Genomic DNA, 24,015 nt, shown 5'->3' with positions numbered 1-24,015 from the left:
TCTTAAGTAGGAAAATTGCAATTCTTATAGGTGTAGTGCGGCCGATAACTACCGTCTTCCATCCTTGGTTGGTAATTAAAAAAGTACTCACCTATAAGCACAGAAGTTAGTCTCAGGACAATCTTTCGAATTTTCTAGATAATAGAGCCATTTCTTATCCAAGGAGAACATTTCCATGTCTTACAGCACTTCTTTTCAAGTGGTTGACGATGCTGCAAAACCCGATGTATCAGTCTTAAGGTATGCGCCTAAGAATATGCTGCATCTTCTAAATAGTTTAGACTCTGATTACGTAATTAGCCTAAGACAGAAAAGTGAACGGCTAGTTAGCTATACACGGGATTCTAGCGAGAGTATTAAGCAGGGTATTATTGAGCTAAAAGCCAAGCTGCGAAATCAAAATCTAGTCAGCAGAATCGCTCAACTGGAGGAACTTTTGCTAGCTCAGAAAGATTCAACAGCAGACACAAAAAGCTTGTTGGAAAATGCTGCACAGAAAATGCGAGCCTCTTTAAAACAGTCAGTTATTGAGATGAATGTGTTTTTTGAGGAGATCGCCAGCCAAATTTCTGTTGAAGTAAACCGGATTGAGGATGTGCTTATCAAGGTGCATATTCCTGAGGCAATGGAAGGAAAGCAGTTCCAAAAGGAGGATATAGAAAAAAAACTAGAAGAGGCAAATGCTCGTAAACGGACACTTATCGATCAGAAGAATGCGCTGATTGATAGCTTAGATATCATCAGACGGCGAAGCCTTGCTGATATGTTCAGTGACTCCCTGCCTACAGCAGATGATATTGATGGATTGGACTTGGCTCAACCTGAAATCGCAGCAATGAAGCAAGGCTTACATCAATATCAACAAATGCTTCGCAACGTGAGTGAAGGAATTGAGTATGCTGATATGGCTGATGCTCGTGATCATCTCTATCGGCAAATTGAACAGCAAAATAAAGAGATTGAGAAACTTAATCAAGGCCTTGATACAGTTCACAAAGAACTCCAGGATGTATCGATCTTATCGGCTTTGGATCTGGAGCGAGATCGTTATGTTATTGAAGCACGGAAGTTTCTTGGCTTCTTGGATGCCTTTTTGGCTCGTTTGGACAATCTTATTCGGCTTGAAATGTATTCGATGATTAGTGAATTGCTTGATGAGAAGCTAAATCATTTGAAGGAAATTGAGCAAGAATATAAATAGGAACCTCCGTTTCTTGAGAAAATAAATAAGCACACTGTAGCGGAGATCTAGAATCTCCGCTACATAGTTTTGGCCACTTTAATTGATAACTATGAGGAAGAGTTTATAGGCGGTTATGCTGAATCAATCGAAGAGAATGAGTCTCTCTCATAACTCGTAGCTTCTCCACAGGGAGTGAACGCAGGCCGCTCTATTGTCGCTCCAGCATCCTCGGCAAAGGTGTCACTCCAGCAGTAATTAAAGGAGGGGCCGCACCTAGCCCTAAGCTTGCCGCTGCCTTGTCTTGGTCAGGTGAAGGGGGAAGGATGGGGTGATGGGTTTCTTATCATGGCCTAAAGCCCTAAGGCTACGGCTCCCCTTTTCTACGATGTTAATGACATGTCTGCCCCCCGCGCCTGAGCAGCCTATGGTGAGGTTGTACTTTGATGAACTCCTATGTCTTCAATCCTTGCTTGCCTTTTGGCGATCGCGTTGCGGGCTTTCCCAACTTGCTCAGCTTTTGCGATCCCAGCGCCTGTCCCTCAGTCTCTAGGCGCGATTCCTGGCCTATCAGAGGTATTCGCGCGAAAGACGCCTGAATTAGGTATTCAGGATGGCAAGTTGTCTCCCTGTCCGGAGTTGTGCCTCGTACTGAGATTGTGACCCAACAAGAGAACTACATCCGAGTTCAGTCCACCAGCCGCGTCATGGGGTTTGTAGACGATACTGAATTCTTCTTGCCAGAGGATGAGCCAGTTATTTACGTTCGAGCAGCAGCCCGAGTAGGAGAATCCGATCTAGGCGTAAATAGACGGCGGTTGGAGCAGATCCGCTTCGCCTTACAGGACCTAGGTATTTAGCCGGTCGTAGCCAGCGTTGGCGAAGCCGCTCTGACAGAGCATCGCTCCCATCCTCCCCTAGAACATACCCTCGCTAGAGGAATACGGGCCGCGCACTCACGCCGCCCTTACCTTCGGCCAACCTACTCTACAAAAGCCCCACCCCGCACCCCGTTGAGGAAGGCAGGCTATTCAACCTACTTTAGGTCTGCCATCGCACTCTACTAACCCATTCACACCCTGAGACAGCCTGCCCCCTCCACGTCCCCTGACCTGCCGAGGGATGGCCATCGCACCTGGAATCCTCGGCCTTCCTCACGCTAGCCTCTCTTCATAAAACTAATCTCTCATTGAATACCGCACGCAGGGGGCTCTATTGTAACGGGGGGCGCAAGGCTGAAATGCACTACAGCAGCCCGATGGAATAATGAGCTTTGCGTTTTTTCTTGGGGCTGCTTTGGCCTTGCCCTCCCCCGCTCTTAGCCCCGTTGTTGCGTGAGGTTTCTCCATCATGTACCAGTCTCACTACAACTACGTTCAGCACGTGGCTTACAACGACAATGTTGCCCTGTTTGGCCCGTTACACGCTTGTCTCATGGCTTTTGAGATAGCAGACCATCTGGCTTTGGGGCAGCCGCTTAGGGCAGAGTACCAGGTGTTACTGTCTAGCCCGGTTCGTCTAAGGCACTAGTGTCATGGGGCTTCAGCCCCTTTTTTTGTGTTGGTTGAGGAAGGCGATCGCATTCCTCAACCAACACACACCCTCGCTGGAGGAACACGGGCCGCTCTATCGCGCCGCCCTAACTTCCTGCCGACTTTCTTCCGACTGCCCACCCCACCCCTCGCCGAGTGGCCAGGCTATTCAACATCCTTGACTTTACTAAATTATCCCCAGAACACTTTCTCAATAATTCAAATTGGACTGGTCACTCCGCGCCCTTTCTGTTCATCATCATTTCTAGCAGTCAACTCTCTCTAATCAAAGCAAATCACCATGTCCCAGAACCAATCATCCTCCATATTATTGGCCCCTTCAACTATTACGTTGGCAATACCACTCCCGGAATATCGCATGGTTCAGAGCAACCGCGCTTGCCCTACAAGGACTCGTTTGGTAGTTTGGTTGGTAGATTGAATAGCGTAAATTTCCTCATTGGTGATTTTCACTGAATATCACCTTAGATATGCGAGTCACTAAATCTATGAGTAACTATAATCGGTGTAGGATAAATTAAATTCTCTCTAATTCTTTCTCCAAGTCGTTTGATAGAGTGGGAGAAATAGAGAAACAAATGATTCTAGAGTTTTTTCTGGCAGTCATTGTGGATTTTGATGTGTACCCTATGGATGGTTTAAATTATGGCAGTAAAAACTAAGGAGCCCTTGACAGGCAAGGCACTTCTGGCCAAGGTTAAGGAGAACGACGGCCTCATTAAGCGGGATCTTGCTAAGGAATGTGGTTACTACACGGTTGGTAAAGAAGGGCAAACCCGTGTGAACCTGGCTGAGTTTTATGATGCTCTGTTGTCAGCTAAAGGCATTCAGCTTGAACCGCAGAAGAGTGCAGATGGGAGAGGTCGGGAAGCGTCTTATGCCTTAACCGTCCATAAGAATGGCCAGATTGTGATTGGTGCGGCCTATACCCAAGAAATGGGCCTTAAGACTGGAGATGAGTTCAAGATAAAGCTGGGCTACAAGCACATTCACCTGGTCAAGCTAGATGAAGATGGCAATGAAGATGCAGCTTAATGGGGCTGCCTAATCAACTGCGATTTTCTAGCTTATTCCCTCTGAAATTCATGTTTTAGAGGGAACCTTTTATTTTATGAGGTGACAAAGCAGAGAATCGTTTGAAGTAAGACAGGCCGCATTCCGAAGACCACATGCCGCCTTCACTCCTAGCCAACCTGCTCAATAACCCCCACCCCGCAGCCGCGCCGAGAGGTCAGGCGTAATGAGCCCACTTCAGGTAAGCGATCGCGCTATGCAATCAGCACTAATACCTGGGATAGCCCGCCCCCTCCGCGCCAAGAGGCGTCAAACTATCCTGGGGGTAAACCCTCACAAGGAGTACCGTCGCGCTCACGATCAAGATCTGGGTTGTCAGGCAAAGCTGCTCGGGCTTGGGCTTGAGTTTGGAAATCCGCGCAAATCTTGCGATCGCTGCTTGAGGAAGTACTAGAGGTTGATGCGGCAGTACTTGTTCCAGTTCTAGAGCTTGCCTGACTTCCAGAACTCTCTTGAACTGCCACAGCTCTAGTGCAAATAGATTCTAGGTTGAGGCTATTTCCTACAGGCATGTGCATAAAGCAGATAAGTTGATTCTCTGCCAATGCTCTGGGAACTACCGGGTACTGCTGCGCCATGACTGCATTTGCTGTCAATGAGGCTGAAAACCCCAATAGTACTAGTGTTGTTGATAAAATTCGCATTCCTATCCCTTGAGTAGCCTCTCACTAATCCTTCCCCAGCCGGCTCCTATAATCCGGATCGCTGTCTGAGTAGGTGATAAATTGCGGGGCAGGACAAGCGTGAATAGGGACGTGGCAAGTCCCGATGTTGAATGGTGCGATCGCATTCTGCCAACGAGTACCGCAAGAGTGGCTCTGTGTTGACGTTGGTCCTGACCGTGACAATCATCAAAGCTGTTTGGGGTCGTGTGATGAAGGGCGATCGCCATCATAGTGGTACGAGTAGCTTTGTCTCGTAAGACAGTCCTACAAGACAGATACTTGCACTGGCCCAGCCGTGGCCTCTTTAAAGTTCCCTAAGCTAACATCCTTCAAAGGCCATCGCTAGCCCAGAGGAGCCGCGCCGCTTCCTCAAAGCCGTCAGCCGCGCCCTCGAAAGGCAAGACATTCCATACAGGTAAGTTAAGCCGGGCAATCCAGGCCACCGCCGAAAAAGGCTATCACGGCAGCCCCATTGATCAAGGGCCGCTGCGCTCTCCACTTCGTTCCGCCCTTGACAACGGGGCCAAGCTTTCCGTGATTCCAGGTGTCCGGGTGGCTGGCCCTGCCCGGCCCAGGTAGGGGTTCCTCCCCGTCGCCTCCGTTTGATAGGGTGTGCCCCTCGTAACGGTTTTAGCTGGTGGCGGTGGGCAGAGTGCCTTATAGAGTCTGTGTCTCTGCCCTGGGGTTTGGCCCCACCCCGTGGCCTTTGGGGTGGGTGAGTTGCTGTTCCTCCCAAGCTTGCGTCTGCTGTCGTTGCTCTGCTGCTGCTACCCTTGCGCCCCTGGGCAGCTCTCGCATTTACTCCGGTCGGTTTCCGCCTGGGTGGTGGCTGGCTTAGCTCTCCCTGCGCCGTCTTTGCTAGAGTTTCGCCTCTAGCGGGCACGTTTCCAGGCTTTCGCCCTTGTGTATAGCCCCCTCGCGTGTTACGGGTCAGCTTTCGCCCCCTTGCCTATTTGCATTATAAGCTATTTTTAGCTAGCTTGCTAGCTATTTTTAGCTAAAATATAGATAGGTTTTGAGGCTGTTCTATGTCTGTTGCTGCTATCGTTGCCAAGTTTTCCTGTGTCGGGTTCTCTGGTTCGCGCTCGCCTTCTACAGCCTCTCTAGCGGCCCTCAACTGGCTGTGTGAGCGTGTCCAGCCTAGTGCTGAGGTGGTAGTTGGTTGTGCCCGTGGTATCGACTACGCCGCCCGCCAGCGCTTCCCAGCAGCTCAGGTTTTCCGGGCTGCTGCCTTTGGCACTGGTCGGGGTGCTTTTGCGGCCCGTTCAGTGGCTTGTGTTCGAGCTGTGGTGGTTGCTGGTGGCCTTTGGGTGACGTTCCCCGCTAGCACCTGTCCTGTTGGTTTACAGCCCTCCGATCGCTCCTCCCGCTGCTTTTGCGGCACAGGTTCGGGCACCTGGGCATCGCTGGCCTTCGCTATTGGTTGCGGCTTGCCCTGCCTAGTGTTCTTGCCTGCTGACACTCCTGCCCCTTCTGGTTGGGGGTTGCAGCCTCTAGGGGGTGGCTGGTTCCACCACTCCCCCGACATTATTCAGCCCAGCTTATTTGACTAGTCCTTATGTATTAGTTCTGCTTTACTAGCTAATTTTAGCTAGTGTATAAGCTAAAATTAGCTAGTAAGTGTTTCAGGGTTGGTTCTATGGTCAATGCCTTTAATATCGTCTATTCCGCTGCTGCTGCTCGTCGGCTTCTAGGGCTTAAGTCATCGGCCCCAGTTGAGATCAAAGACTTTAAGAGTGTCATCTGGGTTTGGGTCAAAGGGCAGCGCCCCACCTTCATTAGCAAGGCTGCTTTCAAGCAGCACTTTGCAGACTGGCGCAAGGCTCAAAGCAAGGGCTTAAAAGTTACCGAGCGCTTAGATATTGCCAATCACTACACCGTTCGCAATCTGCATAAAGACACCGCCTATGTGGTCGAGAAGCGACCTGATGGGGTGTTCTGCACCTGCGACGACTTAAACAACCAGCTTGAGTTTTTTGGCCGGGGTTGTTGTAAACACGGCTACGCGGTTCTAGCTCACCTGGGCTTTGCTTCCCTCAGCGATTATCTCAACGCTCAAAAAGTGATCCCAATTAGAAAAGTTGCTGAAGCACCCGCAGCCTACGCCGCTTAATTAACCGCCCTAGGCATGGCGTTAAACGGCCTCCCGTGACCGACCACACGGGTTTATTCACCCAGAACAAAGGAAGTGAAGTTCATGCAATTACTGACTGAAGAGATCCGTCAAAGACTACCCCAACTTTATTCTCAGGAAAACGTAGAAGATCCCATTGCTCAGGTTAAGTTCTTTCACCCTCTCTCAAATTGGACTTGGTACGCAACTGAGTTTGATGGTGAGGATCAGTTCTTCGGTTTAGTGCAGGGATTAGATGAAGAGTTGGGCTACTTCAGCCTTTCAGAAATGCAATCTATCAAGGTTGGCGGTTTAGGAATTGAGCGTGATTTGCACTTTACTCCTACCCCTCTCTCAAAGCTACGCCTGAGCTAACCCGCTGCCCTAGGCATGGCGTTAAAAGGCTCAGTTTGGCCCCCTGCATTGCCGACCAAGACTCAGCAGGGGGTTGTAATCCCCAGAACAAGAGGATCTACTCATGATTGTACGTGAACCGTTTGAAGTTGCTTATCAGCATGACCAGGCCCAGAGAGAGATAGCCGAAGACCAACGAGCAGAAGCCTGGGGTTTAGATGTTCTTGACCTGGAAGCAATGGTCAAGCGTTGGGGCACTAAGGCAGTCATTACAGAATTGGCTGCTATCCACAAACGGGTTAACCCCGATGGTTCCAAAGTGCTGTGGAGCGTCCCTAGCAGCGCCTACCTAACTGGTGGCTATGACGACCCCAACCCTTGTAGTTGCGACGAGTATTAGGCTGACCTAGCCGCCCTGGGTATGGCATGAAACTGCCCCCCGTGGCCGACCACACGGGTTTAACCCAGAACACAAAAGAGGAAGAAATAACTATGGACAATGCACTGTCAAATGTTTTCGGCACCAAGCCCACAAATGCCATTTACTTACCCGATGCTCCCTACGCTGTCCGGTTCAACTGCCAGGCTGGGCAATTAGCCATCAGCGAGACTGAGTTTTTAGGAACTAATGCTGAAATTTCAGTAGTCAAAGTATCCCGGCACTTTGGCAGCTTAGGCAGAACTCGTAATGTGGCTTGGATGCAACTGTTCTACGTCCCGGCCCCTAGTTGCAAAACTCTACCCGCTAACACCGTCTGTGTCAGCTATATCAAAACCCGTTCCCTCAGTGCTTTACAGCAGACCGTGATTCGCCTAGTGGGCGAGGGAGTGAACCCCGCCGAAGGGATTTTTGGAGTGGGTTTCCAACGTCACAGCAACGGCGATCGCAACTACGCCTCAGTCAAATTTGATTGGCGAGAGCGCAAGGGCAAGCCTGAACTCGACCAACTAGAGCAGATTAAGGCGTTTGTCGAATCTGGCCCCCAGCTAATCGACCTCGACGGCACCCGCGAACTGATGTGTGTTGATGGCTTGCCCTCCCTGCTAGTACAGCAGATGGTAGACACCGCCAAGCTGGAGCCTAACCTAACGCCTCACGAAGTCTTGCAGCTGCTACAAGCCCCTCAGTTGCCCTCTGCCTAGACCAATCACAGTTAAATCCCCGGCGGAGCCGGGGCACCCCTATTAACCCCTTACTTGAGCATTCATCATGTACGACCTCCACGCCACAACCGGCGGCGATACTCTTCTAATCTGCTGCATGACCGATGACCACCTGCTGAACACCATTCGTTCACTGGCTAGCAAAATCCAGGCCGCAGTTGAAGTATTGACCAGTCCCAAGCTCGACGATCCGCTAATTGCTGTCTTTCAACCCAATTTCAGCAAAGCGGCCATGCAGGAGAAAGCAAAGGAAAACCTGGAGTTCATGCACGAACGGCTACAGCCCTATGTCATGGAAGCGGCCTTAAGAGGTTTAGAGATTACCCTTCTACTGCAAAGCACCTATGGTCGTAGTGCTAGTGTCCCCATGCGCTCCTCCCGGCTACTTGAGGCCCACACCGACATAGAGATCGACTCTATCTTCCCTGTTAAGTAGGAGATAACGCCCTGGCCCCGCCAGGGCACCCCCAACCTTTACCTCAGAACACACTATGACCACACCACCCGGCGAAGGGGGGCAGTTCTGTAGTGCCTGTGGCAACACCGGCAAGACCTATAACGAAGCTTGGAACTTATTTGAGCAGTGGGCAAAAGAAGCATTCGAGGTTGACGTTGCCACCGGCCCCGTTGAACAGATCCAGGCGATCGCCCGACGCTTTGAATCCACATTTGGCCCCAAAGAAGAGCCCTGCCCTATCTGTAACGGTAAAACCTATCCCCAGAACGCTTTATGAGCTACATCACCCTTCAGATCGAGGAAAACGACCACCTCCGGCAGACCCCGCCCCTAGAGGACATTGAAAACATCCTGAGTCTGCTAGGCCATTCCAGAATCGTGATCGCATCCGCCCGCATTACTGTCCTACCGTCTTGCGTGACAGTCCGCTGGACAAACCAGATTGCCGCTTAATTCATTGCCTACCCTGCGCTACAGTCAACATCATGTTTCAGCCCTCTCAGTACCAGACCAACGTTTTTGAATTTGTCGCCAGCGGCTCTGGTGATGCTGTTGTGGACGCTGTCCCTGGCAGCGGCAAGACTACCACCTGTGTAGAAGCGTCGAAGCGTCTGCACTCTAGCAATGCTCTGTTCTGCGCCTTCAATAAGCACATCGCCACAGAGCTAAAAACCCGATTGCAGGGGATGAGAGCCCAGACTATTCATTCCCTGGGCCTATCGGCCCTTAGCCGCCTGGGCCGCCCAGAGCTGGACGAAAAAAAGTACAGCAAGCTGATCCGCCAGTACGTCATCGACCAGAACGTAAGCGAGATAGAGGCTATTAGAACCGCCAGCGATCGCATACGGGGACTGCTGCGCCTCACTCAGTTGACTCTGACTGACCCCGAGGATGAAGCCGCACTAAAAGCCCTCGCTGACCGCTTCGACCTCGACCGCAAAGATTGGGACTTTACTTGGAGAGCGATCGCCCCCATCTTGCAGGATGGCACTGACCTGGTTTACCAGGTAATCGACTACAACGACATGGTTTGGCTACCTCACGCCCTGGGGCTGGAGCCAAGGAAAGCCGATTGGGTATTTGTGGACGAGGCCCAGGATCTGAACCAGGCCCAGTTGGAGTTGGTACTGAAGGCCCGTGCTAGGGGTGGGCGAATGCTGTTTGTTGGAGACAAACGGCAGGCTATCTATGGCTTTACAGGCGCGGATACCCAGAGCATCGCCAACATTACCGACCGCACCCAGGCCACAGTGTTGCCCCTGTCAATCTGCTACCGCTGCCCCACCTCTCACATCGAATTGGCTAATACTGTCTACCCCGGCATTGAGCCTCGTCCTGGTGCGCCTCTGGGCATTGTGGAAGAGATGGACGACACGGACATTATCAAGAACGTGGGCGACGGCGACTTGATCATCTGCCGTACCAATGCGCCCCTGGTAGCGGTGTGCTTTGAGTTGATTCGAGCAGGTATCCCAGCCCGGATTCGCGGCACAGATATTGGCAAGAACCTGATTGCTATCTTGCACCAGCTTGAAGAAGCCCCCGGCTTTCAGTTCAGCCGCCTAGAAACCTACCTCCGCAAGTACCTCGATGAGCAGCGGCAACTACGCCAGGGGCAGGACAGGGACGAGATTGAAATGGTGATGGCCAACTTCAAAGACCGGGTAGATACGATCCTGGCAATTCAGGCGGCGACTGTGCCTCGGAACATGGCTGAGCTAATGCGGGCGATCGCTGATCTGTTTAGTGACCAGCGGGCCAAGGTATGGCTTTCGAGCATCCATAAGGCCAAGGGACTAGAGGCAAGACGAGTCGTGCTACTGCATCCCCACCTACTGCCTCACCCTAGTGCAAAAAAGCCTTGGGAGAAGGAACAAGAGATGAACTTAAAGTACGTGGCTTTGACCCGCGCCACAGAACGCTTGACCTTTGCCTACGGTGATGAGGATGATTAGTTGGCTAAAATTAGCTTCGTTCCAAGCTAAAGTAACCAACCCTATGGCTGAATCCAATTCCTCTGCGGCGGTACTGAATGCCATCAAGGCCAGGGCTATTCAGACTTGGGGAGAAGAAAGTTGGTCGAAGGAAATCATTAAAGCCTACGTGGAGCTAGAACAGCGGCAGGGTATAGAAGCTGAAAAAGCCAGCTACGTAAATCGCCGCACTCAAATCCTCAGAGCTTTTGAAACGGGCAGTTGTCGGCTAGATACTGCTCTACTGCTAGCTAAGGCAGTGGGCTGCCAATTCCAAATGGTCTGTGCAGAGGTGCAGGTAACAACTTTCTAGGTAGCAAGCGTCCCTACGCTTCCCCATCCTCGGACTTTGGGGGCAGTTGCTCTGCCTCCGTATCGTCTTTGGCCACCAGGGACAGCATGTACTCGCGGGCTTCCTTAGGCATGGCAACAAGCAGCATCTCTATAGTGTCTACCCTGACGTTCTGGCCACCCCGGAAACGGCTGATTTGCGACATCGAAACGCCGCTACTTTCTGCCAGATCCGACCCTGACAAGTCGAATCGGTGCATCGTTTCCCTAAAAGCCTCAAAAAATCTCACTTTCCTTGTGTATGCGTTGCTCAATACATAGCTGATCATGGCACGCCATAGGGCTTTTTTGTCCATAGGAATCCCTAACGGTCAACCATCTATGGGCTGACTAAAAGTTTTTGCGTCAATCCGCAAAACTTTGCGTTATAACGCAAAGTTTTGCGGTAAACTGCAAGCCAATCCCCAGTGTGGAGTTGTTGGCAGTTATGCAATTACCCGATGACCTGTTGCTGAAGGCAGAAGAAATTCGCTATCTCCGGCCAATTCAGCTTTCCGTCCTAACTAAGATGCAGGCCGACTACTTTTCTGCCTGGAGTGCAACCCGGAGTATGTCTGAGGCCAGCCTAACAGCGATCGCTGAAGCGCTAGGCATTGACCGGGAGGAAGTCTTGAGAGGGTTTGATTTAAGGCGAGAAGACTACGTTCTGGCCCAGGCTGCCCAGAAGAAAGCAGCTCGATTACTGACCTATCTCCAGCTAGAGAAGGAGTCAGCTTGACACTCTCAAGGCTATTACAGCAAACAGCTTTGCGCTATGAGGCTGCTGCTGCTGAGGTGCTGAAGAAATGGGTGCCTGAGTGTGGTTGCCCCCGTCCTGGAACTCGTCACAAATGCGAAGCCTGCCCCTGCTTGGCCGTATTCGAAAGGTTGGTGAAGGAGCAGATCGCACAAATGCCATCAGATTCTCCTGCATCTATTTCAAGCTCGTGTTCCCATGTCGTTTCTCAACCACAGCTATGACTTTCTGGACAGCGTCTACATCACTAGCCAGGGCAAAGGTGGATTGGTTCAAGGCATCCGCCAGGACCCAGCAGCAAACCAGTGGCTCTACCAGCTCAATACGACAGGCGATCGCTGGTGGGCCGAGGACGAGCTAACCACCGCCTGCCCTCAATGCTTGAGCCCAATAAGGTTCGCGGCTCCAAACTGCAAAAGCTGTGGATTCCACTTCATAAACAGCTAAGGCTCAAAAAAAGCCCCAGCCTGTGCATCCAGCGCTGGGGCTTATTACAAATTCGTAGTTCCTATCATGACAGACTCCCAGCGACCTGCGGAAGGCCGGGGACAGCCTCATTTGCGCTTAACCCCCGATGAAGTCCTAGACAACTGGCGCAACCACTTCTATACGCCAGCTGGATACCTCTATCACTTGATCTTGGCCCTGCGCCGGGAGGGATGGTGGTACCGCATTGAGAATGTCTCTTCGTTTTGTCGGCGATGGGAACTCAACCGGCGCACCTTCTACCGAGTCAAGGCTGAATTGGTCATCCTCGGGAAGCTTGAAGAACACATTTCAGGCCCTATCGATATACGAATTCCTGGGGTGAGTCAAATTGACTCACCTGTGTCACCAGTGACACAAGGTGTGACACACGGATCACAGGGTGTGTCACACGGATCACACTTGTCTCTCGAAACTGGCTCTGGGCAAGGGTTTCCAGACCCTACAGATCTTTCTCAGATCTTTCTCAACTCTTTTAAAGAGAGAGAGAGAGAAAGCGGTGAGTTTTCCACAGGCAATGCCGAAGCCGACCAGGAAGAGAGCGCAACCCTAGACCCTGATACTCAGCCTAGCGCTCCAACAGATCCACCTGTTGAGCCAGAGCCACCGGATGAGACGGAAAGTTCCGCTGAGGGCGACGACGATTTTTTTGATTGGGTGTTGGCTCATAAAGTTCCTCGGCTCCCTACTAAGCCAGCCTCGCCAAGAAGCGCTGCAAAAGGCTGGATTGAGAAACATGGAGTACAACTGTACGCCGAGTATCAGACGTGGCTTGCTGCGCCTCAAAGAAGCCCTACAGCGTATACCGGGCCACCCCCTCCACCCCCGACCGAGGACGTGACACCAGCAGAACGCCTCAGACGTTACCAGCAGCTCTGGCAAAACCCGATCTGTCGAAACGGGATCCGCAAAGCTATCGACGACAACCCCGACTGGAATCTTGAAATTGGTCCCGATGGGCCACAGGAGGTGAACCATGCCGATGATTAAAGCCCGATATCCAGCTAACTGGGATGCGATTGCTCGGTCGGTGAAGGAGCAGGCGAACTGGTGCTGTCAGGAATGTGGTCGCCAGTGCCAGTGTCCCGATGAATCGTTAGAACAGCTGCGATCGCGGATTGGGAAGGCCAAGCCCCGGCAGTACCTACTGACGGTCGCTCATCTCGACCAAACCCCTGCTAACTGCACCCAGGATAACTTGAAGGCCCTGTGTACGGTCTGCCACCTGCGCTATGACCGCCAGTTTCGCGCGCGGCAGCGGGCCTCACTACGCGAATGGTTTGGACAACTCAGCCTTTTGGAGGTAACGCTATGAACCCCCTAATTGGGTACCAACTTCCCCTGTTTCCAGGAGTTTCCCCCTACCTGGTAAGCAACCCCGCCGCCTGTGCCATATGTACTCAGCAACGGGCATCGAGGGGGCTAACAGGTTCCTGCCCGGTCTGTGATTGGCGTAGGACAGCCTCCGAACTAGGGTTATCCCCAGAACATTCAGGCAGCGGACTTTACGCCTTAATTCAGGATCCAACATTACTGCTTGTCACCGAGCGATCGCCTGACTATGGCCAACGCCCATTATCCCCAGAACAAGCTTTTGCCATCGGCGATGAGGTCAGGATCCTGGGGGTGCAGCAACACCAGTCAAAGCGATGGATTGGACAACGAGCCATGGTCAATAAGCTCAGTCGTACTCGGGTTTGGGTAAAGCTCAAGGGATTCAGTGGGGGCAGAGCGTCTGAGGTGTCCTTGCCAGTGGAATACCTGGAGAAGCTACCCACCCTTAGACGGCGGCAACGGCGGCACAGTCCTAAAGGAACAGCATCGGGCTGGCTAGAGGAACGCCAGGGCAACAAAAAGCGGAAAACTCCTAGTGTGTCCTACTACTACGGTTGGCTAGAAAAGGGCAGCTGCCGCAAGCGCTATGTGCCGGTAGGTAAGGTCTACAGAGTCCACGAAATGATCAGTCAGCGCAAGCCCATGAGTGAGATCCTGGCGTTCCTGGGGGTGCAGCAGGCCCCCGCTGACCATGATTAAAGCCATCGACGTACAGACTGAGGCCAAGTTCGACCTGGCCCAAGCGGGCGAAGGCAACTGGCTGGACTGGCTGGCCGACCAGGGGTATCTCATCAGCGATCGCATCTCTTTGGGCCATGCCTGCTTAGAGCTGTACCAGCGGGACGGTGATGGCGTTTACTCTCTTTACCATCCACCTTTGCTGGATCTGAGTGTGGAGTGTTTGTTCATCAACATTCCCGACGAGGCGGTGGCTCAGGAGCTAATTTCCCTGGCTCAAAGAATGGCTAAGATCATGGCGTGTTCTATCCAGACGTGGCACACCAATACCCTAGGGAACAAAACCGCTTGAAGACGGGCAAATGGGCTGAGTGGCAGGCTACAGCAAAAGATGAAACTAACTGGCAAAGTGCTGAGGAACTAGGCTTGATCAAAGCCGAGCACCAGGGAGGCTATTTGCTGAGGCTATGGTTTGAAGCCCCACTAGGAGTGAAGATCTACGACCTGGACTTTGCACCTCTGCTGGTTGAGGAAGACCCCGGCCCAGCTCTCTTACCCTTGCGTGATCCTGCTCGGTTTCAAACCGTTAACGCCAACTACGCCCTCATTTGGCCTAACCCCCAAACTGGGTCCTACGATAGTTCAGCTATCGATCTTGCCCCCGAATGCGTCAGTTTTTTTTGTGAACGCTATGGCACGGTAGTCAACGCCGAAGCATAAGAACTGCTCGCTTTGCCAAAAGCACTGAACAATAGCGCTTCCTAGGGAATTCTCCCAGCCACATCCTGAATAGGGATCTGTACATCGCTACGCTTCAGCGCATCGGGCAGGAACGGCCTATCGTAGAAGAAGCGCCGGGGTTGACCAATTACCTCATACTCTGGATGCTCTGCTAGCCATGCTTGAAGCTGCTCAATGCTGGTCGCATAGGTTTCAAGGTTGTAGCGACCCCTGGTGCCAATACTCACTACGGTCATGGGTAGGATGTCCTGGATTTGAATGTTTTGGGCTACCTCCTGGAGCACAATGTCCAGACTGCGATAGAGGAAGGAGACAGCCGCATCCCCCTCTGTGGCCTGCCTCTCAAAGGTAGCCACTGGGTATCGAGTTTCTACTGGGGCTGTCATCGAAATGTCGTTACTGCTGATGTGGCGAAACAACGAGGTAAAGCCACGGGAGGGGGCGTACTCCAGATTCCCGGTCATCTGAACGGTGGCTGCTCGGTATTAGGGTACCGTTTGAGCTCAATTTCTCCATCAGGGCTGGGCGGTAGAAAGCCCTCTGGTAGAGGCGCTAAGGCCGCGCTGTAAGCTCCAAAGAGCAGCACAGCCACCCTAATAGCTGCAACTCCTACCAGCAGTAGTCCGTGCTGTAGCTTCATGGTCTGCCTGATGTCTTTCCCTCAGTCTAGAGCTCGCTTCGGAAGCGCTGGGAGACCCCAAGCAGGGGGAGATTTCAAGCCGTAGGTTCAGCATGCTCACTACATTTGACTGGATGTGGGCATATATCTGGAAGCGTGACGTGCCCATGGGAAAGGCTTACTGGGTACACAGAGTGTTCGGCCAGCAGAAGCCCACTAGCGAGATTCTGGCGTTCTTGAGGAGATGGCTGGAGGTTCAGGGCGACCGCTAGAGGAGGTAATGCTCAAGACAAAACTGTCTTAGTCCTGCCCACATTTGCAGCTAACTCGTTGAGAATCGTCTAAATAGCTTCACGTGAAAGGGGTTCAGGCTAGGAGAGAAGAGCTGGAGCATTACTGCTAACCCGAATTGGTTTTTTAAGAAAAACCTATAACGGCAACAATCTGACTCCTGGGATGGTACACATGTATTATATTGAGAGCTGTTGTATCACACATCCAACCTTCTTACTTTAAAGAAATGACTTCTTCAACTACCGCGAGTGTACCGCTAGGTAAGCAAATAAATGGGTTGTGGGTAAAACTATGGGCGTACTCCTCGCCGAGACAACAGGTAATTAGCGGCAACCTCTACAGCTATGACCCTTACAACCGTGAGCCAACACCAGAAGAGAAATTAGAGGCAATGGCCAAGAACCAGGATGAGGACAAGCAGCAAAGTTCTTCCCCTAAAAAGACAAGTGGTTCCAAAATCTGGCAATAGTTTCTGGATTTTACGCTAACCAGTATGGGCTAACGTAGAGCTGTAAAGTATATAGCTAAGATCTTACAGGTCTGTATTTATTGAATCTTTATTTTTGTTGTGCATTGAAGAAGTTCACGGTTGCCTATCCGGATCTAAGTTCTTCCATCAGTAAGTACGAGTGTAAGTTTGATTGGAAGCTTTTACTCATGGCAAAAACAGATGGTTATGATCCTAACTGGCGCGTGGAGACTCCTGAGGAAAAAGTAGATAGATTGATTAGCGAAATTGAGTGCCGCGCAACTGCTTCTGCTTGCGAAGATCTGAGACAAGCATTGGCATCAATGTCTCTAAGTGGAGCTATAAGAGGGAGAGCATCGGCAGCGCTAAAAAGATGCCAGTAAGTTTATTAGACTTACTCTATCTCAAAAAATTAACTAGCACTACCAAGCTGACTGCCAATAAAATAAAAAATAGATTCTTGGAAAGTGGGTTGCAAGCAGATATTGCTTCAGAGACTTTATTTAATACAGATGTATTGGCATCTTTCTTAAGATCCCTGTCAAAAATAAATCTGTTAACATAGCTAGCTGTATGAATTGCGGCTCCTGGCGATAATCCGCTTACTTCTGGCTCAAAATAGTTAAGAGTGAGAATTCTAAAAGCTTCTTTGTAAGCAGACTCAGGGAAATCAAAATGAAGCTTGAAGATGCCATCGTTAAAATCCTTACTCTGTGGGGTTCTTCCTATTTTTAGATAAATAACAATCCATCCAATATATGTTTCTAAATCTTGAACGAAGCGATTTTCTAGCTCTTTAAAGGGTATTCTTTGATGTTTTCCTTTCAAGAGCATTGGCAAGTCCCCTTGAGTGAAGATATAATCCTTGGCTAGTAAGGAAAGACGACGCTTATTATCCTGTAGCCAAACTCCTCCTTCATAACAGAAGTCCAAGTCTTCCTTGATGGCTTTGATGGTGCTCTCATTTCCTGTAATGGCTTGCAATTCATCTAGCAAGCTCAAAACTGTATCGAAGTCTTTTGTCTTTCCTTCGGTTAGTTGATGTTCAATGCATCTTCTCAAGTCGTCGACTAAGAGAGCAGCGTGCTTTAGTTTCTCGCGAAATTCTTCGCGGAGACTTTCTTCAAACCTTCGGATTTTTTCAATCTTTTCCGCTGACCAATCTTCTTGAGAAGTATTAAAGAAGTAATTAATATCTCTATTAGCTTGATTTACATTGCCCTCAGCTTGACCGATAGGAGAGTTGGCCAGAGTGCTATTTGTGATTTCAAGACTCTGATTTATAGATGCTTGGCTGGTTGGATCTTCCGATGGAGGATATGACATAGTAATCAAATGTGGGAATGCGTAGAATCACAAGCAAGGCTGTCCCTTGTCGAAGTGTATGAAGGGTATTGCAATATGGTTACGCTAAAATGCCGAGGGCAACGCCAAATATGGGAAGAAGTTTTTGCAGGATAGGTTCTGCTTTCTCCCACAAACTCGTTCCTTCAGACATTGTTTCATTTGCTTGCTTAAGGACTTTGGCAGCATGCTCTAGACCCTTAGCAGCATATTCCTTATCAGGTTCGGCTTCATTCACCTGGTCTTTAGCCGTCTCAACTCCACGAATAGCTTTTGTTTTCTGGTCTTCTGGAAGACTGGAGTCGTTTAGTAGAGCTTTGAGGTGGTCTAGTAGGGCGATAATATCTGCTGCCTGAGGATGCTCTGTAGTATTCTCTGACTCTACTTGTCGAACTTGATGAATATTGCCTTTAGCTTGAGCAATGGAGGAATTTGAGAAACTGCTGCCGCTGATGTTAATGTTTTGTGATGCCGACGGTTCAGGGGGCATGGCGAAATTTCAGGTAGATGTGCCACAACTATATCACCACACCTTTCGAATCGCCTCCCAAAGCCCGATAAGTTGTTTGGTTTGTAAACCCAGCTATATCATTAGTTATTGAAAACTTTAAATTGCTAGGTCTCATTAAGTCAAATAAAAATAAGTTCTAGCCATAAAAATGCTAAGGCAAACGACACAGGCGTTTTAGGGGTGCTCCGTCGGGCATGTCTGAAGCTGCTGACATCTTTGACCTGACAGGTTTTGACGCGATAAGACTTCTGTGCTCCTCCGCTTTCTGCAACGCGCCTTCCCAAGGTGGCCACAAGGTAGCATGTCTCTACGATGGCATTTATGAAATGTCATGGTTTGCCTAATATCTTTCCTTCGATGTAACCATCGTCCTGGTAGTTCTTCAAACGAGCGAAAGCTCAAATCCGCAACTCCACCTGCTCCACTTGGCCACCCTTAATCACCACCCGCTCCACCAGTGCCCGGTAGATCTCTCGCTTCTCCTCATCCATGAGAGTTTTCCAGTAGAGCGAGTCGCTAAAGACCTGAAGCAGTAGTTCTCGCTGCTCTAACGTCATCACCGTTGTTAATTGCTGCTTCTGTTTGTAAAACTCAATCTGCTGGCGGAGGTCAGTAACGATCGCCTGAGCACGGCTACTTGGAGCACCTTGGTAGTAGGCCAGCTCAGCCTTAAGAGCCTGTAGCTCTAGTGGATCTTTCTCTACTGTTGGGACATAGGCGATCGCACTGATGGCCTCAGCCCGTTGCACTAACGCCTTAATGATGGCGTCCTCGATGGCGTAGCCCTTTACCGTTGTCTTTTGAGGACAGGCCCCAAGCTTATACGTGCTGCACTGGTAATAGTTGTGCAGGATATCATCAGGGTGCATTCGATAGGGTCTGCAATGGCAGTAGCTCCGACACTCACCGCAATAGATTAACTTTGACAACGGGTTGATTTTAGGTTGTGAGACTGTCTTCCAACCTTTTTGTTGAGCATTGAGTTTTAGCAGCTTCTCAATCGTTTGATATTCAACCTCCGTCATCACTACTTGAGTCGGATGGGTATGGTAACGAATGTCCCACGTGTCTTTGTGACGCAACCGCTCTTTTTGAGAACGACCATAAGCGGTGTGGCCTCGCAGAATTGGATTACTCAGCCAGTTCCCAAGCCCTACGACAGTGAAGCCAAGGCTCTTCCTAGCTTTTCGGTTAGCCCGGCCTGGAGTAACAAAGTGCTGTAGACCATACTTTTGATTGAACTGGCGTAAGGTTCCAATCAAGGACCGATTCAAAAGGAAAAGCTCTATCAGGTCGCGAGCTATTTCAGCTTGGGTCAGTTCCTGCTGGGACTCTAGCAAGCAAATATAAGGAGCATGATTCAGCTCCATCTTTCCCTCTACCCGCCGATAGCCAAAGGGAGGATGCACAGACAGGTTTTTGTTCCGCATGTGCTCGTAACCATGCTTCACCCGATCTGAGAGGCGTTCCACCTCAGCCTTAGCCAGGTTGCAGAGAATACGAGCCTCCAGCCGCCCCCCCACTGTCTCAAAGTCTATGTGGTCATCGAGCCCTACGATCGGAATACCAGAATCAAGGCATGTTTGAATCGCTCTCTCTAGAACCGCTGGGCTGTCCGTCATCCTGTCCAGACGAATGAACACCACACGGTCACAAGCCTTTTGCTCAACTAACTTCAGAACCAAATTGAGCCCTTCCCGGTCATCCTTAGACCGTGAGGCCACATCCCAATAAATCTCTGTACACCCAACCGCCTTCAACCGAGCTTTGTGCTGCTCCAAGGCTTTGAGCTGTTCTGGGGAGTTGCTGCTGACGCGGGTATAGCCAATAATTCTCATGGGCTACACCTTTAATAAAACCGCTTCGACCTGACCTGCTCGGATCGACACTTGGTCTACAAGGGCTCGATATAAGTCGCGTCGTTCCTCGGGCAGCAGGGTTTTCCAGTAAGAGCGATCGCTGAAGACTTGGAGCAGAAGATCACGTTGAGTAGATACCTGCTGCTGTCCCTCCTGCTGCCTGCTGTAGTAGTCCTCAATTTGATGGCGTAGTTCAGCCACAATTCCTGCCGCTCGGCTACCAGGGGCATTTTCATAAAAAGAAAGCTCTGCCTTCAACTCCTGTAGCTCTGGTGGATCCACATTGTCTGGAGGTAGCTCCGCGATCGCCGTCAGAGTTTCGGCGCGTTTTGCCAGGGATTGAATCACCGATTGCTCAATGATCTCATCTCGTAAAGACTTCTTTTGGTCACAGCTTTTGGTGTGATAGTTGCTGCACTGGTAGTTGTGCTTCTTCACGTTGGGGTCAGTTCGTAATTTGAAGCCAACGGTTTTACAGAAGCCCCGGCACTCCGCACAGCGCACTAGCCCAGAGAGAGGATGAATTCGGTAGGAACTTGGCGGTTGCCAACTCCTATGTTTAGCGTTCCAGTCGAGAGTCGAGTCAACAGCCTGGTATTCCTCCTCACTCATCAACCGATGTTCTGGATGGGTATTGTAACGAATGTCCCAGAGATGCTTGTGGCTGTTGCGCTGCTTATAGGCCCGACCATAGGCGGTGTGTCCCCGAAGGATTGGATTGTTCAGCCAGGCAGTCAGGCCTGATAGGCTAAAGCCTAAACAACTAGCATGACGGCGATACTTTCGGCTTTTGCCTGAGAAAGTATGAATCCCATACTTGTCGTTGAAAAACCTTAGTGTGGCCCGAATAGAGCGGGTGTTCAGGTAAATTTCGACTAGTTCATACCCAATCGCCGCCTGGCTTAACTCTTCCTTAGTATTCAATAAACAAACAAAAGGCTCGGGGTTCAGCTCCAGGCGCTGCCCTACCTTCTTGTAACCGAAGGGGGCAAAGTAAGCAGCATTCATTTTGCGGTGGTGCTCATGGCCATGCTTGACCCGCTCAGCTAATCTCTCAACCTCAGCCCGTGCTAGGTTGCACAGCAGTCGCGCATGAAGTCGCCCGCCGACAGTCGTAAAGTCGATGCTGTCGTCTAGTCCTTTAATTGGGATGTTGGCCTTCAGGCAGGTGGTAATAGCCTTCTCCAAGACGGTGGGGCTATCGGTCATTCGATCTACCCGGATGAATACCGCCTGGTCACATTCCTGTCTCTCAATCAGCTTCAGAACCGTGTTTAGCCCCTCTCTGTCATCTCTGGAGCGAGAGGCGACATCCCAGTAAATCTCAGTACAGCCTGCCGCCTTAAGCCTTGCCTTGTGCTGCTCAAGAGCCTTTAGTTGTTCGGGTGAATTACTGCTAACCCTTGTGTAGCCTGGAATTCGCATGATTGATTGGGGGCTGAATCAACGTACTTGGTAGTGTACATTGGCATGGGGATCAGCAAATCCAACACCCGCTGGGTTGTCCACTACCAGGCGCCCTGCACCATTACTGAATACGTGCAGGAGGTAGGGAGAGCCGGGCGCGATGGCAACACCGCTGAGGCCTTGACCCTGGTGAGTGAGCCAACGGGTTGGCTAGAACCGGGCGATCGCCAGCGAGCTAAATTCTTTGAGGCCCAAATCCAGGCCCTACAGCAAAAGGCCCAGCGCCTGGTGAGCCAAATTCCACCTGAGGGAGACATACGCGACATCAGCCAGCAGTTTGAGCACGGAGCCATTTCCCTGTCGTGGCTGCACAGCGTCGGCCAGCTAGAGTGGGTGAGCCCGTTTCAGTACCAGCTGATCGCTCGGGCAGAGCAACCATTGCGATCGCAGGCGTCAGCCAGCCAGCAGATGCATCAGTTCCTCCACAGCCGTTCCTGTCGCTGGCAATCCCTGCTTGTAGCCTTTGGTTTTCGCAGCGAGGCGCAGCGCTTAGAGGGGTGTGGGCATTGCGACAACTGTTATTCTTCAGGCAAAGCTCGTCGGACTGCCGCGAACTAATTGCGGGTTTCCCTCGTCTTTAGGTCATGCGTACACCAAGATTTGCTTGCGATCGCAGTCAGCAAAATTGATTATTTGAGGGCTGACGACACAGGTTTTTCTATAGCATTTGTTACCGTTAGGTATCACATTCTCAAGTTTTGCGTTTGATTATTTCAGATAACTCCCGTAGCATGGCGAGGATACCCATACGGTCTCTATGAACATTCTTTTGGTTTATCCCCGCTTTCCTCAAAGCTTTTGGTCGTTTGACAAAACGCTAGAGCTAGTTGGGCTGAAGGCGCAGTTGCCTCCCTTAGGACTAGTGACCGTAGCAGCGATTTTGCCTCAAACCTGGAACTACAAGCTGGTAGACCGCAACGTGCGGGAGGTGCGCGATGACGAGTGGCGCTGGGCCGACATTGTGATTGTGTCGGCGATGATCGTTCACCGCATAGACTTTTTAGACGCCGTACAGACCGCCAAGCGCTACGGCAAGCTGGTGGCGGTGGGCGGCCCCTACCCCACCGCTATCCCCCAAGAGTCTGAAGCCGCTGGAGCTGATTTTCTGGTGCTCGACGAAGGGGAAATTACCCTGCCCATGTTTGTAGAAGCGGTGGAACGTGGCGATCGCAGCGGCACCTTCCGCTCCGGCGGCGAAAAGCCCGATGTCACCAGTACCCCTGTACCTCGCTACGACCTGCTCGAGATGGACGCCTACGCCGAGATGTCGGTGCAGTTTTCTCGCGGCTGCCCCTTCCAGTGCGAATTTTGCGACATCATCGTGCTCTACGGTCGCAAGCCCCGCACCAAAGACCCCGAACAGCTGCTGGCCGAGCTGCAATGCCTCTACGACCTGGGCTGGCGGCGCAGCATCTTTATGGTCGACGATAACTTTATCGGCAACAAGCGCAACGTCAAACTGCTGCTCAAGGCCATGAAACCCTGGATGGAGGAGCACAGCTATCCCTTCTCCTTTGCCACTGAGGCCTCGGTAGATCTGGCTCAAGATCCAGAACTGATGCAGATGATGGTTGACTGCAACTTCGGCACCGTCTTTTTGGGCATCGAAACCCCCGACGACGACAGCCTAAATATGACCAAAAAATTTCAGAACATGCGCGACCCCCTCTCGGAGTCAGTGATCTCTATCGCTCAGGCGGGGCTGCGGGTGATGGCTGGGCTGATCGTCGGCTTCGACGGCGAGAAGTCTGGGGCCGGTCGGCGCATCTACGAATTTGTTGAGCAGACCGCTATCCCCACCGCGCTGGTGAGCATGCTGCAAGCCCTGCCCGACACAGCCCTGTCCCACCGTTTAGAGAAAGAAGGCCGCTTGCTGAGCAAGAGCGCCGACATCAACCAGACCACCCTAATGAACTTTGTGCCCACCCGGCCCATCGAAGAAATCACCGAAGAATACATTCAGGTGTTTTGGGATCTCTACGACCCACTGACGGTGCTCAACCGCACGTTCCGCCACTTCTTAATGCTGGGCGAGGCCCAAAAGCGCAACTACAAAAACCGCACTGCCTCCGCTGGTACTCCTGATATCAACTGGGTTACCATTCGCGCCTTTTTAATCGTCGTGTGGCGGCAGGGCGTGATGCGCAAGACCCGGCTACGGTTTTGGATCAACCTGGCCATTATGCTGTGGCGCTACCCAGCGGTGGTAGCTAACTACGTGTCGGTGTGCGCCCAGGCCGAGCACTTCATCGACTTTCGCCAGATTGTGCGGCAGAACATTGAGGAGCAGCTGGCGGCTTATCTAGAAGCCAAGCAACTCACCGATCAGTCAGCGGCAGCTGCCGAAACTGAAGCTGTGGCGGTGCCTGTCAGCTAGATTTAGCCCTAGCGCTACGTGAGGAAGTCATTGCAAAATGGCCGAGGGACTTTAAGCCTCTCGGCCATTTTTTGACACGGGTTAAGGGGTAGTCGAAACTTCTATAGCTAAAGCCGGTTAGGTTAGGACACGGCTTGCTTAAGGATTGACTCCATGGCAGCGCGCAAGCCATCGTCATGGGGAAGGAGCTTTCGAATTCGGCTTTTTAACCAACC

At 51.3% G+C, this 24,015-nt stretch carries 29 protein-coding genes; 23 read left to right on the top strand and 6 right to left on the bottom strand.

All coding sequences use genetic code 11. From position 1 onward, the window contains the following. The first annotated feature begins 175 nt into the window (after window positions 1-175). The 13 genes from H6F75_RS26095 to H6F75_RS26035 all read left to right on the top strand — a co-directional run bounded on the left by H6F75_RS26095 (window position 176) and on the right by H6F75_RS26035 (window position 10,846). Window positions 176-1,201, top strand: a complete 1,026-nt coding sequence (locus tag H6F75_RS26095) for an alpha-xenorhabdolysin family binary toxin subunit B (RefSeq protein WP_190756027.1) — start codon at window positions 176-178, stop codon at window positions 1,199-1,201. A 620-nt stretch (window positions 1,202-1,821) separates the two neighbouring features. Continuing rightward, complete coding sequence (locus H6F75_RS28330; RefSeq protein ID WP_347710712.1) at window positions 1,822-2,040, top strand: DUF1499 domain-containing protein; 219 nt, start codon at window positions 1,822-1,824, stop codon at window positions 2,038-2,040. Between the two features lie 1,338 nt (window positions 2,041-3,378). Next, window positions 3,379-3,768 carry an AbrB family transcriptional regulator gene (locus tag H6F75_RS26085; protein ID WP_190756023.1) on the top strand — a complete coding sequence of 130 codons (390 nt, stop codon included), beginning with the start codon at window positions 3,379-3,381 and terminating at the stop codon, window positions 3,766-3,768. Window positions 3,769-5,500: 1,732 nt separating this feature from the next. Further along, window positions 5,501-6,025, top strand: a complete 525-nt coding sequence (locus H6F75_RS26080) for a hypothetical protein (RefSeq protein ID WP_190756021.1) — start codon at window positions 5,501-5,503, stop codon at window positions 6,023-6,025. 86 nt (window positions 6,026-6,111) lie between these two features. Then, complete coding sequence (locus tag H6F75_RS26075; RefSeq protein WP_190756019.1) at window positions 6,112-6,585, top strand: hypothetical protein; 474 nt, start codon at window positions 6,112-6,114, stop codon at window positions 6,583-6,585. An 84-nt stretch (window positions 6,586-6,669) separates the two neighbouring features. Next, window positions 6,670-6,960 (top strand): DUF2958 domain-containing protein, encoded by a 291-nt coding sequence (locus H6F75_RS26070; protein ID WP_190756017.1) that lies wholly within the window; start codon window positions 6,670-6,672, stop codon window positions 6,958-6,960. A 103-nt stretch (window positions 6,961-7,063) separates the two neighbouring features. Next, complete coding sequence (locus H6F75_RS26065) at window positions 7,064-7,339, top strand: hypothetical protein (protein WP_190756015.1); 276 nt, start codon at window positions 7,064-7,066, stop codon at window positions 7,337-7,339. Between the two features lie 92 nt (window positions 7,340-7,431). Next, window positions 7,432-8,082: a hypothetical protein gene (locus tag H6F75_RS26060; protein ID WP_190756013.1), complete on the top strand. Its 651-nt coding sequence runs from the start codon at window positions 7,432-7,434 to the stop codon at window positions 8,080-8,082. A 67-nt stretch (window positions 8,083-8,149) separates the two neighbouring features. Next, window positions 8,150-8,539, top strand: coding sequence for a hypothetical protein (locus H6F75_RS26055; RefSeq protein WP_190756011.1), 390 nt, complete (start codon window positions 8,150-8,152; stop codon window positions 8,537-8,539). Window positions 8,540-8,594: 55 nt separating this feature from the next. Further along, window positions 8,595-8,837, top strand: coding sequence for a hypothetical protein (locus tag H6F75_RS26050; RefSeq protein WP_190756009.1), 243 nt, complete (start codon window positions 8,595-8,597; stop codon window positions 8,835-8,837). Then, window positions 8,834-9,013, top strand: a complete 180-nt coding sequence (locus H6F75_RS26045; RefSeq protein ID WP_190756007.1) for a hypothetical protein — start codon at window positions 8,834-8,836, stop codon at window positions 9,011-9,013. Before H6F75_RS26050 ends, H6F75_RS26045 begins: the two co-directional genes overlap by 4 nt. Before the next feature lie 32 nt (window positions 9,014-9,045). Then, entirely contained in the window at window positions 9,046-10,515 is a 1,470-nt protein-coding gene (locus tag H6F75_RS26040) for an ATP-dependent helicase (protein WP_190756004.1), read from the top strand. 43 nt (window positions 10,516-10,558) lie between these two features. Continuing rightward, window positions 10,559-10,846: a hypothetical protein gene (locus H6F75_RS26035; protein WP_190756002.1), complete on the top strand. Its 288-nt coding sequence runs from the start codon at window positions 10,559-10,561 to the stop codon at window positions 10,844-10,846. A 13-nt stretch (window positions 10,847-10,859) separates the two neighbouring features. On the opposite strand, the gene H6F75_RS26030 is transcribed toward H6F75_RS26035, so the two are convergent. After that, window positions 10,860-11,084, bottom strand: a complete 225-nt coding sequence (locus tag H6F75_RS26030) for a helix-turn-helix domain-containing protein (RefSeq protein WP_206754700.1) — start codon at window positions 11,082-11,084, stop codon at window positions 10,860-10,862. Between the two features lie 227 nt (window positions 11,085-11,311). On the opposite strand from H6F75_RS26030, the gene H6F75_RS26025 reads away from it, so the two are divergent. The 7 genes from H6F75_RS26025 (at window position 11,312) to H6F75_RS25995 (ending at window position 14,839) form a co-directional block, all read left to right on the top strand. Next, a complete protein-coding gene (locus H6F75_RS26025; RefSeq protein WP_190755998.1) occupies window positions 11,312-11,602 on the top strand; it encodes a hypothetical protein in 291 nt (96 codons plus the stop codon). Window positions 11,603-11,818: 216 nt separating this feature from the next. Beyond that, window positions 11,819-12,067, top strand: a complete 249-nt coding sequence (locus H6F75_RS26020; protein ID WP_190755996.1) for a hypothetical protein — start codon at window positions 11,819-11,821, stop codon at window positions 12,065-12,067. 66 nt (window positions 12,068-12,133) lie between these two features. Then, on the top strand, window positions 12,134-13,096 hold the full coding sequence (locus H6F75_RS26015) for a hypothetical protein (RefSeq protein WP_190755994.1): 963 nt from the start codon (window positions 12,134-12,136) through the stop codon (window positions 13,094-13,096). Continuing rightward, window positions 13,083-13,421, top strand: a complete 339-nt coding sequence (locus tag H6F75_RS26010) for an HNH endonuclease (protein ID WP_190755992.1) — start codon at window positions 13,083-13,085, stop codon at window positions 13,419-13,421. The genes H6F75_RS26015 and H6F75_RS26010 overlap by 14 nt, the downstream gene beginning before the upstream one ends. Before the next feature lie 353 nt (window positions 13,422-13,774). Continuing rightward, window positions 13,775-14,140, top strand: coding sequence for a hypothetical protein (locus H6F75_RS26005; protein ID WP_190755990.1), 366 nt, complete (start codon window positions 13,775-13,777; stop codon window positions 14,138-14,140). Next, on the top strand, window positions 14,133-14,471 hold the full coding sequence (locus H6F75_RS26000) for a hypothetical protein (RefSeq protein WP_190755988.1): 339 nt from the start codon (window positions 14,133-14,135) through the stop codon (window positions 14,469-14,471). The genes H6F75_RS26005 and H6F75_RS26000 overlap by 8 nt, the downstream gene beginning before the upstream one ends. Continuing rightward, window positions 14,468-14,839 (top strand): hypothetical protein, encoded by a 372-nt coding sequence (locus H6F75_RS25995; RefSeq protein ID WP_190755986.1) that lies wholly within the window; start codon window positions 14,468-14,470, stop codon window positions 14,837-14,839. Before H6F75_RS26000 ends, H6F75_RS25995 begins: the two co-directional genes overlap by 4 nt. A gap of 41 nt (window positions 14,840-14,880) precedes the next feature. Here the strand turns inward: H6F75_RS25995 and H6F75_RS25990 are convergent, their stop codons facing one another. Beyond that, a complete protein-coding gene (locus H6F75_RS25990; RefSeq protein WP_242020368.1) occupies window positions 14,881-15,324 on the bottom strand; it encodes a heme-binding protein in 444 nt (147 codons plus the stop codon). Between the two features lie 675 nt (window positions 15,325-15,999). Between H6F75_RS25990 and H6F75_RS25985 the strand changes: the two genes are divergently transcribed. Beyond that, entirely contained in the window at window positions 16,000-16,242 is a 243-nt protein-coding gene (locus H6F75_RS25985; RefSeq protein ID WP_190755984.1) for a hypothetical protein, read from the top strand. Window positions 16,243-16,641: 399 nt separating this feature from the next. Here the strand turns inward: H6F75_RS25985 and H6F75_RS25980 are convergent, their stop codons facing one another. The 4 genes from H6F75_RS25980 to xisF (H6F75_RS25965) form a co-directional block, all read right to left on the bottom strand. Further along, on the bottom strand, window positions 16,642-17,568 hold the full coding sequence (locus H6F75_RS25980; RefSeq protein ID WP_190755982.1) for a hypothetical protein: 927 nt from the start codon (window positions 17,566-17,568) through the stop codon (window positions 16,642-16,644). Between the two features lie 79 nt (window positions 17,569-17,647). Beyond that, the gene (locus tag H6F75_RS25975; protein ID WP_190755980.1) at window positions 17,648-18,076 is read right to left on the bottom strand and encodes a hypothetical protein; all 429 of its coding nucleotides are present in this window, start codon (window positions 18,074-18,076) and stop codon (window positions 17,648-17,650) included. A 419-nt stretch (window positions 18,077-18,495) separates the two neighbouring features. Continuing rightward, complete coding sequence (gene xisF / locus H6F75_RS28645) at window positions 18,496-19,935, bottom strand: fdxN element excision recombinase XisF (RefSeq protein WP_190755978.1); 1,440 nt, start codon at window positions 19,933-19,935, stop codon at window positions 18,496-18,498. 3 nt (window positions 19,936-19,938) lie between these two features. Then, a complete protein-coding gene (gene xisF / locus H6F75_RS25965) occupies window positions 19,939-21,381 on the bottom strand; it encodes a fdxN element excision recombinase XisF (RefSeq protein ID WP_190755977.1) in 1,443 nt (480 codons plus the stop codon). Window positions 21,382-21,426: 45 nt separating this feature from the next. Between xisF (H6F75_RS25965) and H6F75_RS25960 the strand changes: the two genes are divergently transcribed. Together H6F75_RS25960 and H6F75_RS25955 are read left to right on the top strand one after the other, a co-directional pair. After that, window positions 21,427-21,981: a RecQ family zinc-binding domain-containing protein gene (locus H6F75_RS25960; RefSeq protein ID WP_242020367.1), complete on the top strand. Its 555-nt coding sequence runs from the start codon at window positions 21,427-21,429 to the stop codon at window positions 21,979-21,981. Between the two features lie 199 nt (window positions 21,982-22,180). Continuing rightward, window positions 22,181-23,800, top strand: coding sequence for a B12-binding domain-containing radical SAM protein (locus H6F75_RS25955; RefSeq protein WP_190755976.1), 1,620 nt, complete (start codon window positions 22,181-22,183; stop codon window positions 23,798-23,800). Window positions 23,801-24,015 lie beyond the last annotated feature (215 nt).

Origin of the sequence: Nodosilinea sp. FACHB-131, assembly GCF_014695395.1 — a bacterium.
GTDB lineage: Bacteria > Cyanobacteriota > Cyanobacteriia > Phormidesmidales > Phormidesmidaceae > Nodosilinea.
This window is presented reverse-complemented; position numbering and strand designations above follow the sequence as displayed.